General features: G+C 71.9%; 11 protein-coding genes, 3 tRNA genes and 1 pseudogene. 8 read left to right on the top strand and 7 right to left on the bottom strand.

All coding sequences use genetic code 11. The annotated features are described in order from the left end of the window. The first annotated feature begins 46 nt into the window (after positions 1 to 46). The 4 genes from ACWJ6R_RS06800 to ACWJ6R_RS06785 all read left to right on the top strand — a co-directional run bounded on the left by ACWJ6R_RS06800 (position 47) and on the right by ACWJ6R_RS06785 (position 2,019). Positions 47 to 1,558: a metallophosphoesterase family protein gene (locus ACWJ6R_RS06800; protein ID WP_449061368.1), complete on the top strand. Its 1,512-nt coding sequence runs from the start codon at positions 47 to 49 to the stop codon at positions 1,556 to 1,558. A gap of 104 nt (positions 1,559 to 1,662) precedes the next feature. Then, positions 1,663 to 1,735 (top strand) — tRNA-Glu (locus tag ACWJ6R_RS06795). A 107-nt stretch (positions 1,736 to 1,842) separates the two neighbouring features. Then, a tRNA-Asp gene (locus ACWJ6R_RS06790) sits at positions 1,843 to 1,917 on the top strand. A gap of 28 nt (positions 1,918 to 1,945) precedes the next feature. Beyond that, positions 1,946 to 2,019 (top strand) — tRNA-Phe (locus ACWJ6R_RS06785). 114 nt (positions 2,020 to 2,133) lie between these two features. Here ACWJ6R_RS06785 and ACWJ6R_RS06780 read toward each other — a convergent pair. Beyond that, positions 2,134 to 4,194: a cellulose binding domain-containing protein gene (locus ACWJ6R_RS06780; RefSeq protein WP_449061367.1), complete on the bottom strand. Its 2,061-nt coding sequence runs from the start codon at positions 4,192 to 4,194 to the stop codon at positions 2,134 to 2,136. 366 nt (positions 4,195 to 4,560) lie between these two features. After that, the gene (locus tag ACWJ6R_RS06775) at positions 4,561 to 5,208 is read right to left on the bottom strand and encodes an O-methyltransferase (protein WP_449061366.1); all 648 of its coding nucleotides are present in this window, start codon (positions 5,206 to 5,208) and stop codon (positions 4,561 to 4,563) included. Between the two features lie 334 nt (positions 5,209 to 5,542). Here ACWJ6R_RS06775 and ACWJ6R_RS06770 point away from each other — a divergent pair, with 334 nt between their 5' ends. After that, positions 5,543 to 6,046 (top strand): isochorismatase family protein, encoded by a 504-nt coding sequence (locus tag ACWJ6R_RS06770; RefSeq protein WP_449061365.1) that lies wholly within the window; start codon positions 5,543 to 5,545, stop codon positions 6,044 to 6,046. On the opposite strand, the gene ACWJ6R_RS06765 is transcribed toward ACWJ6R_RS06770, so the two are convergent. The 3 genes from ACWJ6R_RS06765 to ACWJ6R_RS06755 form a co-directional block, all read right to left on the bottom strand. Beyond that, a complete protein-coding gene (locus tag ACWJ6R_RS06765; protein ID WP_449061364.1) occupies positions 6,024 to 6,740 on the bottom strand; it encodes a phosphatase PAP2 family protein in 717 nt (238 codons plus the stop codon). The genes ACWJ6R_RS06770 and ACWJ6R_RS06765 overlap by 23 nt on opposite strands. An 87-nt stretch (positions 6,741 to 6,827) precedes the next feature. After that, positions 6,828 to 7,592 (bottom strand): phosphatase PAP2 family protein, encoded by a 765-nt coding sequence (locus ACWJ6R_RS06760; RefSeq protein WP_449061363.1) that lies wholly within the window; start codon positions 7,590 to 7,592, stop codon positions 6,828 to 6,830. Between the two features lie 203 nt (positions 7,593 to 7,795). Continuing rightward, positions 7,796 to 8,179, bottom strand: coding sequence for a hypothetical protein (locus ACWJ6R_RS06755; protein WP_449061362.1), 384 nt, complete (start codon positions 8,177 to 8,179; stop codon positions 7,796 to 7,798). A 149-nt stretch (positions 8,180 to 8,328) separates the two neighbouring features. Here ACWJ6R_RS06755 and ACWJ6R_RS06750 point away from each other — a divergent pair. The 3 genes and pseudogenes from ACWJ6R_RS06750 to ACWJ6R_RS06740 form a co-directional block, all read left to right on the top strand. Next, a pseudogene (locus ACWJ6R_RS06750) lies at positions 8,329 to 8,949 on the top strand (GAF and ANTAR domain-containing protein); the annotation flags it as partial. A gap of 115 nt (positions 8,950 to 9,064) precedes the next feature. Further along, a complete protein-coding gene (locus tag ACWJ6R_RS06745) occupies positions 9,065 to 10,132 on the top strand; it encodes a quinone-dependent dihydroorotate dehydrogenase (protein ID WP_449061361.1) in 1,068 nt (355 codons plus the stop codon). A gap of 57 nt (positions 10,133 to 10,189) precedes the next feature. Beyond that, entirely contained in the window at positions 10,190 to 10,393 is a 204-nt protein-coding gene (locus ACWJ6R_RS06740) for a heavy-metal-associated domain-containing protein (RefSeq protein ID WP_449061360.1), read from the top strand. Positions 10,394 to 10,528: 135 nt separating this feature from the next. On the opposite strand, the gene ACWJ6R_RS06735 is transcribed toward ACWJ6R_RS06740, so the two are convergent. Both ACWJ6R_RS06735 and ACWJ6R_RS06730 read right to left on the bottom strand, forming a co-directional pair. Then, the gene (locus tag ACWJ6R_RS06735) at positions 10,529 to 12,187 is read right to left on the bottom strand and encodes a beta-N-acetylhexosaminidase (RefSeq protein ID WP_449061359.1); all 1,659 of its coding nucleotides are present in this window, start codon (positions 12,185 to 12,187) and stop codon (positions 10,529 to 10,531) included. 129 nt (positions 12,188 to 12,316) lie between these two features. Then, positions 12,317 to 13,162: N-acetylmuramoyl-L-alanine amidase (locus ACWJ6R_RS06730; protein ID WP_449061358.1), on the bottom strand; the 846-nt coding region annotated here is incomplete at its 5' end.

Raw genomic sequence — 13,162 nt, 5'->3', positions numbered from 1 at the left:
TTCCGGGTAACCGACTTGTCGGGACTTCGGGTAGACAGGAAGACGCATGGATCTCACGCGCTGGGCCCAGGGCATCCGCCGCGCCGCCACCGGGCGGACGATGCGGTTGATCGCGCGTGCCGTGGCGGGCTCGGTGGTCGCCGTCGTCGGCGTCTGGCTGGGCATGGCCCTGGGCGGCCCCGTGCTGGCCACCGTGGGGCCGCTGGACGTCGGGATGTCCGCGGAGCTGTCCCTGCGGGGGGAGACCGTCGTCGACGCCCACCCGCTGGGCAGCCTGCTGTTCGACACCCACGACGCCCCGGTACGGCTGCGCGTCACCCTGGAGAACATCGACTCCGACCAGGCGCGCGCCATGCTGGAGGACCCCCGCCTCTCCGACCGGCTCCCCGCGCTGCTGGAGAAGGAACTGAAGGAGGGGGTGAGCGCCCTGGCGCTGCGCTCCATCGCCTGCGGCCTGGCCGGCGCCCTGATCTTCTCCCTCATCGTCTTCCGCGGCCTCAGGGCGGCGCTGGCGGGCCTGCTGGCCGGCGTCGTGATGATCGCGGGCATCGGCACGACCGTCCTGCTGACGTTCCGGCCGGGCTCCGTGGTCGAGCCGGAGTACACGGGCCTGCTGGCCGGGGCGCCGTCCCTGGTCGGCGACGCCGAGTCCATCGTGACCAGGTTCGAGTCCTACCGCGGGCAGCTCGTCAAGCTGGTCGACAACGTCTCCCAGCTCTACGACGCGGTCTCCTCCCTGCCGGTCTACGACGCCGACCCGACCTCGATCCGGATCCTGCACGTCTCCGACATCCACCTCAACCCCATCGCGTGGAACCTCGTCCGCTCGGTCACCGCCCAGTTCAAGATCGACGCGGTGGTCGACACCGGGGACCTGACCGACCACGGCAGCGGTCCCGAGGACAACTTCGTCAAGGAGATCGGCCGGCTCGGCGTGCCGTACGTCTTCGTCCGGGGGAACCACGACTCCAAGGCCACCCAGCGGGCGGTGGCCAAGCAGAAGGGCGCGGTCGTCCTCGACGACTCGGTCAAGGAGGTGGCGGGCCTGCGCATCTACGGTCTGGGCGACCCCCGGTTCACCCCCGACAAGTCCGTGCCGGTCGACTCCGACCTGGAGTCCCTCGCCGCGCTCGGCCGGGCCCACGCCGTACGGCTGACGCAGGCGTTCGAGCCGGTGGACCTGGTGGCGGTGCACGACCCGACGATCGCCAAGGGGTTCTCCGGCTCGGCGCCCATGGTCCTGACCGGCCACTCCCACGCCCGCTCCACCGAGCTGCTGCCCTCGGGCACCCGGGTGCTGGTCCAGGGCTCGACCGGCGGCGCCGGGCTGCGCGCCCTGGAGCACGACGAGCCCACCCCGGTCATGGCCTCGGTTCTGTACTTCGACCGGGAGACGCACCGCCTGCGGGCCTGGGACGACATCACCCTCGGAGGGCTGGGCGAGCAGTCGGTGCAGATCCAGCGTCACGTCGAGAACGACCCGGGGCGTACAATTTCACCGGAGCCGACGATCGTCCCGTCCCCGACGGGCTCGACCGTCGGCACTGCTACACCGTGATGACGCCGTGATCCGGGAAGCCGCTTTGGCATCAGGGGCAAACGTCCCCTATGCTTCAGAGGTCTCCAGCGGAAGACGGCGACGGAACGGGATGAGAATCCTGAGCCCCCATCGTCTAGTGGCCTAGGACACCGCCCTTTCAAGGCGGCGACACGGGTTCGAATCCCGTTGGGGGCACGGTCGAGCGAAAGCTCACCAGGGAAACGGCAGGTCGAAGACCTCCGAAGAGCTGGTAAGCTAAGCGAGGCAGAAGGAACGGAAACGAAAGTTTCCGACAAAAGCAAGGTCCTGTAGAGCAGTTTGGAGTGCTCGCCACCCTGTCAAGGTGGAGGTCGCGGGTTCAAGTCCCGTCAGGACCGCTCTGGTAGGTGTTCGATCCACCACCGAGGTCAGGTAGCTCAGTCGGTACGAGCGTCCGCCTGAAAAGCGGAAGGTCGGCGGTTCGACCCCGCCCCTGACCACGTCAGCTGAGCAGATGGAAGCCCCGAACGGTCACCGTTCGGGGCTTTTTCGCACTCCAGAGGTGGAGGGCGTCGCCGGGGGCCGTGCGCACGCGAGACGGCCCCCGGCCGCCGCTACCGGGTCGTGCAGACGGTTCCATTGAGGGTGAAGACGGCGGGCAGCACGTTCGGGCCGGAGTAGTCGCCGACGAAGCCGATCGTGGTCGACGCACCGGTGGGCAGCGAGCCGTTGCCGGAGTCGTTGACGACCCTGACGTCCCGCCCGCTCTGCGTCCAGACGGCGCTCCAGCCGCTGCCCAGGCTCTGCCAGGCCCGGGGCCAGCTGAAGTCCAGGGTCCAGCCGTCGACCGGCGCACCGTGGTTGGTGATGTCGATGGCGCCGACGTATCCGCTGCCCCAGTCGGACTGCTTGGTCAGCCGTACCGAGCATGAAGCGGAGGCGGGCGTGCCGGTCGTGAACGTCAGCGGAGCGGAGGGCGACGAGGTGCCTCCGCCGCCGTCGCGCGCGATCACGTTGACCGTGTGGCGGGTGCCCGGCTTCAGGTTGCCGACGGTGAGCGAGGTTCCGGTGGTCTCGCCGATCTGCTCGCTGACGGCTCCGTTCTGGAGGTGGACCTCGTACTTCACGATCGGACGCGCGCCGGCGGAGGCGGCGGGCCAGGAGATCGCGGCGGCCTTGTCCGTCACGCCCGAGGCCGCCGGCTGCCCCGGCGCGCCCGGCAGGCCGGTCTGGGCGGTGGCGGGCCGCAGGATGATCGTGGTCAGCGAGAGCGGGGGCAGCGTCCGGCCGGTCGCGCCGCCCGTGGCCGCCTCCGTGATGGCGGTGGCGCCGTTGGTGTGGGTCAGCACGGTGGGCGCCCCGGACGCCGGGCTGAAGCCGGAGTAGTCGATCGTGACGGGGTAGGACGTGTCGGACGAGGTGTTGATCAGCAGGACGGCCAGACCGCCGTCGGCGCGGCGTACGGCGTGCGCGGCGACCTTCTCCTGGTCGGTCGCGGCCCGGATGAACCGGTCGCCGGGGCGGGCGAACCTGCTCACCATCTGCAGCGCGTAGTACGGCGCGAAGGGGGTGTTCGCCTCCGGTTCGCAGACACTGCCGTCGGAGGTGCACGTCCCGCTCGACAGCAGGCCGAAGTCGCCGTAGTCGGTGTGCCCCTCGACCTGCGTGACGTTGCCGATGCCGTTGCGGACGTTCCACCAGTCGACCGTGAACACCCCGTTGGCCAGCAGCGTCGCGTAGGCGTCGGCGGCGGCCAGCGCACCGGGCTGGGTGTTCGTGCCGTTGCTGCTCGATCCGGTGTTGAACTCGGTCATCGCGATGCCGATCCGCTCGGAGCCCGGCCCCGCGTGCTTCGCGATCTGCTGCCGGGTGAGGTGGATCATGTCGGGGACGTGCGCGGTCCTGTCGAGGGCGCCGGGATACCAGTGCAGGATCACGAAGTCGATCTTCGATCCGGCGGTCGACAGGACGACCTCGTTCCAGGTTCCGGCGTCGCCCTCGGCGACCAGCCCGTCGGGCCAGTTGGCCGGTGTGGTCAGCACCGCACCGATCTTGATGGTCGGGTCGACGGCCTTCATCGCGTCGGAGTAGGCGACGACGTGGCGCGCGTACTCGGCCGGGCTCTTGTCGGCGTGCTCGTCGGCCTCCCAGGCGGTGCCGTAGCGGCCGTTGCCGTAGTTCTCGTTGCCGATCTCCCAGTACTCGACGCCGTAGCCCTTGGTGACGTTGGCGTGCCGCACCCAGGCCGCGGCCTCCTCCGCCGTCCCGGTGCCGTAGTTGGCGGTCACCATCGGCTGCGCCCCGGTGCGCCGCACGCCGCGCATGAAGGCGTCGAAGTCGGTGTCGGGCGCCACGTAGCCGCCGGGGGCGGTGTGGTCGGCCCAGTGGTAGATGTCGGAGTACGACCCGCCGGGGTAGCGCAGCAGCTTCATGCCCGCGGCCTTGAGCAGGTCGGCGGTCTCGTCGGTGCCCAGCCGGCTGTCCCAGATCGCGTGGTTGGTGCCGATGCCGGTCTCGGGGACGGGGGCGAGAGCGGCGCGGGCGTTGACGGTCACCGCGACCGGGTCGCCCTCGTCAGCGTGGGCCGGGGGGACGGTCAGGGCGGCCAGCGTCAGCAGGACGGCGGACGCGGCCCGCAGCAGGGTTCTCGGCATCGGTGACAGGGCTCTCGGCATCGGCGCACCTCATAGTGGACGGTGGTGTTCACTCGACGCCCCCCCTGACCGGAGGCAACATGATCGTGGACGGTCGCCTCATATCCGTCAACCGGTGCTGAAACTTTCACGAGGGCGGACCGGCACGGCGCCGCCTGGCGCCCTCACCGCCGTCTCCGGTCAGGGCACGGCTCACCGGAGACCGCGCCGGGGAGCGCCCGGACCGGTTCGCGGCGGCACCCGGCGCCGTCCCCCGGCTTGGGGCGGCGGGGTTCACGGTCGTCATCGCTTGGTCAATCACCGTAGCTCGATCATGCGACGAACCCTGGGACGGTCGGCCGGTCCGGCCGCGGTCGGATCGCCCCGCGGCCGGTCCGGTCGCGGAGGTCAGCGCTTGCGGATGAGGGTGACGCCGTCGCGTACGGGCAGCATCACCGAGTCGACGCGGTCGTCCGCGACGACGGTGTCGTTCATCCGGCGCATGGCCACGACGGGCTCGCTCTGGCAGGCCGGGTCGAGGATCCGGCCCGCCTGCAGCACGTTGTCGAGGACGATCAGCCCACCCGGCCGGAGCCGGGGGACCAGCTCCTCGTAGTAGAGGGGATAGCCGACCTTGTCGGCGTCGATGAACGCGAAGTCGATGTACGGCTCGGCGGGCAGCGCGCGGAGCGTCTCCAGCGCGGGGGCGATCCGCAGGTCGATCCGGTCGGCGAGGCCGGCCCGCTTCCAGTAGCGCCGGGCGATCGAGGTCCATTCGTCGCTGACGTCGCACGCGAGCAGGCGGCCGTCCGCGGGCAGGCCCCGGGCGATGCAGACCGACGAGTAGCCGGTGAACACCCCCACCTCGACGGCCTGCCGTGCGCCGGTGAGCCGGACCAGCATGGTGAGGAGCTCGCCCTCGTCGTGGGAGATCTGCATGCCCGCGGCGTGCGGGAACACCTCCAGGGTCTCGGCGGCCAGCTCGCGGAGCAGGTCGTCGGCGGGGGTGCAGTGGGAGAGCAGGTAGTCGCTCACCCCGGGGTCGATGATGTCCATGGTCTTTCCGCTCCTCGGTGTCGTGCGCCGGACGGAGGCCGCCCTCGGCGGGCGGCGAGTCTCCCGGATCATGATCGTCGGTCGATGGGATCCGCAAGGGTTTTCCGTCGCGGGGATTCCAACGAGCGGGTGCGCGCCCTGCGGGAGCCGGTCCGCTGTGAACGTCGCGGGCCGGTGGCCCGCTTCAGGCCGCGCGGCGCGTGGAGGCCGGCGCAGCTGCCCGGGTAACCGGGTAAGTCGGGGTAACCGCATCGGTCCGGGGAGCCCCACCGCTTCGTGCGCGAAGAGGCCGGAACGCCTTCCCTCCGCCAGTGTTTCGAACTAGAGTTCTCATGTGAAACAAGTCCTTCTGGTCATCGACGCCCAGCGCAACATGCTCCAGCCTCCCGAGCCGGTGCCCGGCGCGGAGGCGGTCGCGGAGACGATCGCCGTGCTGCTGGAGCGCGCCCGCGCGGCCGGCGCCCCCGTGGTCTTCGTGCGGAACAACGGCTCCGAGGGTGATCCCGACCTCCCGGGGACGCCGGGCTGGGAGCTGGTCCACGAGGTGCTGCCCGGAGAGCACGTGATCGACAAGCACGTCCCGGACGCGTTCGACGGGACCGACCTCGCCTGGGTGCTCCCGCCGGTCGCCTCGGTCGTGGTGGCCGGGATGCAGAGCGAGTGGTGCGTCCGCCAGACCTCCCTGGCGGCGCTGGCGCGCGGGCACGCCGTCACGCTCGTCCAGGGGGCCCACGCGACGTACGACGGAGACGAGCCCGCCGCGGCCGTCTCCCGGAGGGTGGAGGAGGAGCTGACCGCGGCGGGAGCCAAGGTGGCTACGCCGTACGAGTTGTTCTGACCCTCTCGGGTCCTTTGCGGTCCCCCACCCGGCGGCGCGGACGCAGGAGCAGCGCGTTGGCGGCCACCGCGACGCAGACCAGGCCGAGCAGGAAGCCCCAGCTCACATCGCTCAAGTGGTGCATCCCGCGGTACATCCGGGAATAGGCGATCCCGAGCGGGACGCCCAGGCCGACCAGCCACCACAGCACGTTCAAGATCTTGTGGCGGTGGGTGTGCAGGGTGAGCACCAGCGCGACGCCGCAGTAGAAGGCGACCGCCGCGCTGGTGTGCCCCGAGGGGAAGCTGGAGGTGGGCGGCGCGGGATCCAGGTGCTGGACCTCGGGCCGCTTGCGCTCCGCCAGCACGGTGGAGAGCAGGAAGATCAGCGACTGCGACCAGACGGCCGTCACCAGGAAGAGCGACTCGTTCCAGCGCTTGAAGACCAGCCGGAACACGATCAGGAGCACGGCGGTGGCACCGACGATCACCGGGGTGTCCGACAGGCCGGAGAGCACGTCGGTGACGTCGCTCCAGAAGGTCGTCCGCTCCCGGGCCAGCTCCTCGTTGACCCCGCGGTCGTTCGCACCGATGGTCGTCGGCTCCAGCACCTTGGTGATCAGCAACCCGACGCCGATCGTCAGGGCGGCCATGACGGACAACGGGAGCAGGATGAGCCGTACGACGTCCCGGAGACCGATCGGCGGTTTCGACATGGGGCGCGAGCTACCCCGAAAACGGTTAAAGGAACGCCCAAGGGGCGCCGTTCCCGCCGTGCACCGTGCGCCGCTGCCGTGCGCCGTTCACGCCGTGCGGCCGGCGTCCCCCGGGCGGTCCTGCTCCATCTCGGGCTCCACGCCCTCCTCGTACGGCATGGCGGGCCTGCGGCCCTCGTCGCGCCGCCAGGCCTCGTACCCCGCGGTCGTCGCCGCCACGGTCGCGAGCCCCAGGGTGACGCCCGCCACCACGTCGCTGACCCAGTGCACGCCCAGCGCCACCCGGCTGTAGGCGACGAACGCGGTGACGGCCGCGGCGCAGCCCCAGGCCGACAGATGGGCTGCCCTGCTCCTGAGGAAGGGCAGCAGGAGGAGCACGGCCATGCACGCCCCCGTCGCCGCGGCCATCGCGTGGCCGGAGGGGAAGGACGCACCGGGCGCCCAGGAGATCGGGTCGGGCAGCGCCGGCCGGGCCCGGTCCACGAGTTCCTTGACCGCCAGGTTCAGCAGGCCGCTGACGGTGATCGTGACGATCGTCCAGACGGCCAGCCGCCGCCGCCCCCGGCGCCAGAGCCAGATCGCGGCCAGCACCATCAGGACGCGCCACGTCACCGGGCCGAAGACCTCGGTCGCCACGTTGAGGAAGTCCCCGTAGCCGGGATGGGAGAGGGTGTGCGCGTGCGCCCGCTCGGCCATCCGCTGGTCGAAGTCGTTCAGTGGTGAGAAGGATGCGACCACCAGCGCCAGTAGCAGCACGAACGGCGCGGAGAACAGCGCCACGGCCACCACCGCGAAGGTGAGCCGCATGCCCAGACGGCGGTCCGAGTCCTGGCGTTCGAGGAAATCGACCATCGTCAATGGCTACCCGGTCAGACGCGTCCATGCGCGGAACGGGGGTGTGATCACGGCCCGAACGGCGTGTCGCGCCTTCCACCGGGTGGTTCAGGTCCGCCGTACCGTCCGGCGGCGGCCCGGGTGGCGTGCCGTGTCTCCCGGGGCGGTCCGGGTGTCGTACCGTCCGGCGGAGGTCCAGGTGCCGTGCCTCCCCGGGCGGCTCAGGCGGCGTGCCGTACCTCGCGGCGGGTGGTCCAGCGCAGTACGTCGCGGTGGCGCCGCTCGGCCTCGGTGAGGGCGGGCTCCCCGGCGTAGGCGTCGAGCACGATCCGCAGGTACGGCAGTTGCTCCGCCACGTCGGCCCACGCCTGCTCGGGATCACCCGCGCCGAGTTCGATCAGCGCGTCCAGATGCACGGCGTAGGCCGTCCACCACTGGCGGCTCAGCTCGGCCAGGAACCCGCCCAGCCCGCCGAACTCCCGCTCGATCTCGGCCTCCCACCACGGCGGGACGGTGGTGTGCCCGGTCTCCGCCAGGTCGCGCAGCACGACGTGTGCCAGGGTGCGGCGGCGGCGGACGGCGGCGGGACGTGAAGGAATGCTCATGCGGACAGCCTGCCGATCTTCGCTTGCCGAATTCTTAACGCCGCATTGATGTCGATTGTCCGCCGATTCCCGCCCATGAATCCTCCGTTTCCGGGAAGCCGGGGTTCGGAGTCAAGTGGCGGGATGTCACGGCGAAAGGCGATGCGCACATGTCTTATCTCGACCCGGAAGCGTTGGTCGCGAGTCTGCGGCGGATCCGGACGGAGGCCCCCGAGACGGGGATCGTCCAGCGGCTCGAACGGGCCGTCGAGGTCGTGGACGCGCTGCTCGGTTACTCGGGTGCGGGCCTGATGTTCGCCGAGGAGGGCGGGGAACTGCGCTACCTGGTCGCCACCGACGCCCCGGGGCGCAGCCTGGAAGGAGCACAGCTCCACCTCGGTCAGGGCCCGTGCGTGTCCGCCTACGCGCAGGACACGGCGGTCACCTGCGCCGACGTGCGCGCGGACCCGCGCTGGCCGGAGCTGGCCGTAGGGCTCCACCCGGGCGTGCGGGCGATCGCGGGCGTGCCCGTACGGCTCGGCGGCGGGCCGGTGGGCACGCTGAACGCCTACCAGTCCGCCCCCTACGCGTGGACCGAGGCCGACGTGCAGACCCTGCACGCCTACGCCGACGTGATCGAGCAGCTGCTCATCGCCGCGACGGCGGCCGAGGAGAAGAGCGTCCTGGCCGGTCAGCTCCAGTACGCCCTCGACTACCGGGTCCTCATCGAGCGTGCCGTCGGCTACCTGATGGGCAAGCACGACCTGACCGCCGCCCAGGCGTTCACCGGGCTGCGCAAGCGGGCCAGGGACAGCCGGCGCAAGGTCGCCGACCTGGCGGCCGAGGTGCTGGGAGAGGGGACGGTCGGCGCGGGCGGCGCCGGCCGGGGGACTAACCTGACCGGTGATGTATCGATTCCTTTTCACCCAGCTGCTCAGCCGTATCGACCCGGAGGATGCGCATCATCTGACGGTCGGCGCGCTCCGTCTCCTCTCCACGGCGCCGGTGGTGAAGAAGGCGGTCCACCGCCGCCTCGCCCCGCGCGACCCGGCGCTCCGCGTGCAGGCGTTCGGCGTGCACTTCCCCGGCCCCTTCGGGCTGGCGGCCGGTTTCGACAAGGACGCCGGGTGCGTGGAGGCCATGTCCGCGCTCGGCTTCGGCCACGTCGAGGTGGGCACGATCACCGCGCACGCCCAGCCGGGCAACGCCAGGCCCCGGCTGTTCCGGCTGGTCCGGGAGCGGGCGGTCATCAACCGGATGGGCTTCAACAACGCGGGCGCGGGCGCCGCGGCCAGGGCGCTGAGCCGGACCCGCGGCGTCCCGGCGGTCGTCGGGGTCAACATCGGCAAGACCAAGGTCGTGCCCGAGGCGGAGGCCGCGGCCGACTACGTGGCGAGCGCGCGGGAACTGGCTCCGCTCGCCGACTACCTGGTCGTCAACGTCAGCTCGCCCAACACCCCCGGCCTGCGGAACCTCCAGGCCGTCGAGCTGCTGCGCCCGCTGCTGGCGGCGGTCAAGGAGGTCGCGGACGGCACTCCGAAGCGCACCCCGCTGCTGGTCAAGATCGCCCCGGACCTGGCGGACGAGGATGTGGACGCGGTCGCCGACCTGGCCCTGGAGCTGGGGCTCGACGGCATCATCGCGACCAACACCACGATCGGGAGGGAGGGCGTCTCCAGCACCGAGACCGGCGGCCTGTCCGGCCGTCCGCTGAAGGCGCGGTCGCTGGCGGTGCTGCGCAGGCTCCGGGCGCGCGTCGGGGACCGGCTCACGCTCGTCTCCGTCGGCGGCGTCGAGGACGTCGACGACGTCTGGGAGCGCCTGCTCGCCGGGGCGACCCTGGTCCAGGGCTACACCGGCCTGATCTACCACGGGCCGCTGTGGGCGTACCGCATCCACCGGGGGCTCGCCCGCCGCATGCGCCGGCACGGCGTCTCCGATCTGCGTGAGATCGTCGGCCGCACCGCGGGCTGATTGATACCCTGGGGGGGTAGTATCGAGATCACTGAGATCATCGAGATCGGAGGCATCATGAGCGTCACCACCTACACCGTCACCGGAATGACCTGCGGCCACTGCGTGAGCTCGGTCAAGGAGGAGGTCGGCGAGGTCCCCGGCGTCACCGCGGTCGAGGTCGACCTGGAGTCCGGCCGGGTGGACGTCACCGCCGACCCCCTCGACGACACGGCCGTCCGCGCCGCGATCAAGGAGGCCGGCTACGAGGTGGCCGGCTGACGTCCGTACGGCCCGTGCTCCGGCTCGCCCCCGGTCCGGTGCTCGTACGGCCCGCCCCCGCCCGTCCGTCGCGTCCGTCGCGTCCGTCGCGTCCGTCGCGTCCGTCGCGTCCGGCGGGGAGGGCGGTCAGGGCGGTCAGAGGCTCGTGCTGGGGCGGGTGGAGTCGGCGCTGCGGGTCAGCTCCTCCACGTGCTTCATGGCCTCCTCGACCCTGACGACGCCCGGCCGGTGGCGGCGCCACCCGGTCCCGCCCCGCTGCCAGGGGCGCGGGCCGGAGAGCGGCCGGTACTCCACGCCCAGCGCGTCCAGCCGCCCGAGGTGCCGCTCCAGCCGGGCGTCGAACGAAGGACCGGCCGATCCGGACCAGGCGACCTCCGCCAGCGCGCACCCCCGGGGCCAGGCCCGGTAGTCGACGGCACGCCCGTCGGGCAGGCGCTCGCTCCACAGCTGGAACTGCGCTCCCAGCACCCTCTCCGCCTCCGCGGGCCCCCACGGCTCCGGCACCGGGGCGAACCCCGCCACGTCCGCCACCGTGATCGCGTCCCCGATGGCGACGGGCTCGTCCTCCGACGACGCCTCCGCGTAGTCGAAGTAGAGCGGGAAGATCGGCGTCTGCACCACATCGTGCCCGGCCGCGGCGGCGTCGCGGGCCACCCCGGGACCGCGCCAGGGCATCACGACCGTGTCGGGCCGGAGCGCGCCGCTGACGAACGCCTCGTCCCAGACGACCGCCCGGCTGCCCCGTTCCGCCAGCACGTCCGCGAGCCGCCGCAGGAACCACGCGTGCAGCTCACCGGGGCCGGAGAGCCCCAGCTCCGCCTGGAACGCGGTGATCTCCGCCGACGCCGCCCAGTCGTCGAGCACGCACTCGTCCCCGCCGATGTGCACGTACGGCGTCTCGCCCAGCGCGCCGAGCAACTCGTCGAAGACGACGGTCAGGAAGTCGATCGTCGGCGGCAGCGGGGAGAGGATCGCGGGGGAGATGCCCCACCGCTCCAGCACCCCGAACGGCTCCGGCGTCCGCCCGTCCGCGGCCCGCGCGTCGAGCTCCGGGTGGGCGGCGAGGATCGCCGAGGCGTGCCCCGGCACGTCGATCTCCGGCACGACCGTCACGGCCCGGTCCCGCGCGTAGGCGGCGATCTCGGCCAGGTCCTCCAGGGTATAGTACCCGCCGTGCGGGACGTCGTCGAAGGTCTCCTCCTCGCGGTAGTAACTGGTCACCGTCCGCGGCCGGTGCGAGGCCACCTCGTGCAGCCGGGGGTAGGCCCGGCTCTCGACCCGCCATCCCTGGTCGTCCACCAGGTGCAGGTGGAGCCGGTTCAGCTTGTGCGCCGCCATGAGGTCGATCATCCGCAGCACCTCCCGCTTCGGCAGGAAGTGCCGGGCCACGTCCAGGTGCGCGCCGCGCCAGGAGAACCTCGGCGCGTCCTCGATCCGCACCGCCGGGACGCTCCCGTCGGCCCGGACGGCGCGGAAGGCCGTGTCGGGCAGGAGCTGGCGCAGGGTCTGCGCGGCGTAGAAGGCCCCCGCCTCCCCTGCCGCCGCGATCCGCACGCCCCGGTCCGACACCTCCAGCCGGTAGGCCTCCGGCCCCGGCGCCGCGTCCCGCTCGACCAGGACCGCCGTGCCCGCCGTACCCGTGCCTTCCCCGGCGGGGCGCAGGTCCAGGGCCGGGAGCGCCCGCCGTACGGCGTCCACCAGGTCGGCGGGGCCGCAGATCGGGTCGCCGGGGGACAGGTCGAAGGAACCGGGGCCGTACTCGACGGATGCGGGACGGGGAAGCAGATCGGTCATGACCCCGATCATGCCGAACCTGCGAGGAAATAGGAAGGAAACTTTCCGGATATTCCGCGGGGCGGACCGGGACCTGGGAAGACCGCTCCGGCGCGGGCCGAGACCCGGATGGGACGGGCGGACCGGGGCCTAGGTGAGGTAGTCCTGCAGCCCGTCGGCGAGGGAGGTCGCGATCCGCTTCCGGAACTCCGCGTTCCGGAACTTCCGGGCCTCGCCGGCGTTGCGCATGTTCCCGCACTCGATGAAGATCTTCGGGACCCTGGAGAGGTTCAGCCCGCCGAGGTCGTTGCGGAAGCTCAGCGCGTCACGCCCGATGTAGGTGGAGTACGGCAGGCCGGTGCCGCTCTTGAAGGCGTTCCGTACGGCGAGGCCCAGCTTCCTGGAGTCGTCCACGACCGGGTCCACCGGACCGTTGATCTTCTTCGGCATGATCACGTGGAAGCCGCGGTCGGAGGACCCGGCCCCGTCGGCGTGCACCGAGATGGCCGCGTCCGCCCGGGCCCGGTTGCCGATGGCCGCCCGCTCGGTGATGCACGGGCCGACGCCCGTGTTGCTGCTGCGGGTCAGCTTCACCGTCGCGCCCCTGGACTCCAGGAGCGCCTTGAGGTGCCGGGACACGTCCCAGGTGAAGGCCGCCTCGGCGTAGCCGTCATTGGTGGCGGTCCCGGTGGTGTCGCAGGCCTTCTTGTGGGTCAGGACGTCGACCTGCCGGTTGATCGCCGACGGGTTCCGGTAGTTGTGCCCGTTGTGGCCGGGGTCGATGACCACGACCTTGCCCAGCAGCGGCTTGATCTCGACGATCTCGTCCGGTGCGGGGACCGTCGAGTCGGAGGTCGCGGTGGTCTCGCCGGAGGGGGGCGAGGCGCCCTCCCCGGGGGCGGTCGCGGAGGGGTCCGGCACGCCGGAGTCCGGTGAGCCGGCGGGCGCGGAGGCTCCGGGGTCCGCCGGGCTCGTGGCGGGTCCGAGGTCGGCCGG

The organism is Planomonospora algeriensis, assembly GCF_977012225.1.
The sequence above is the reverse complement of the archived record's forward strand: the minus strand, read 5'-3'. Positions and strand labels throughout refer to the sequence as shown.

Bases quoted from the DNA above. Each gene is read 5' to 3' on its own strand.
- ACWJ6R_RS06735 (WP_449061359.1), bottom strand. From the start codon at position 12,187: ATGACCGATCTGCTTCCCCGTCCCGCATCCGTCGAGTACGGCCCCGGT.
- ACWJ6R_RS06745 (WP_449061361.1), top strand. From the start codon at position 9,065: ATGTATCGATTCCTTTTCACCCAGCTGCTCAGCCGTATCGACCCGGAG.
- ACWJ6R_RS06755 (WP_449061362.1), bottom strand. From the start codon at position 8,179: ATGAGCATTCCTTCACGTCCCGCCGCCGTCCGCCGCCGCCGCACCCTG.
- ACWJ6R_RS06800 (WP_449061368.1), top strand. From the start codon at position 47: ATGGATCTCACGCGCTGGGCCCAGGGCATCCGCCGCGCCGCCACCGGG.
- ACWJ6R_RS06765 (WP_449061364.1), bottom strand. From the start codon at position 6,740: ATGTCGAAACCGCCGATCGGTCTCCGGGACGTCGTACGGCTCATCCTG.
- ACWJ6R_RS06775 (WP_449061366.1), bottom strand. From the start codon at position 5,208: ATGGACATCATCGACCCCGGGGTGAGCGACTACCTGCTCTCCCACTGC.
- ACWJ6R_RS06740 (WP_449061360.1), top strand. From the start codon at position 10,190: ATGAGCGTCACCACCTACACCGTCACCGGAATGACCTGCGGCCACTGC.
- ACWJ6R_RS06780 (WP_449061367.1), bottom strand. From the start codon at position 4,194: ATGCCGAGAGCCCTGTCACCGATGCCGAGAACCCTGCTGCGGGCCGCG.
- ACWJ6R_RS06760 (WP_449061363.1), bottom strand. From the start codon at position 7,592: ATGGTCGATTTCCTCGAACGCCAGGACTCGGACCGCCGTCTGGGCATG.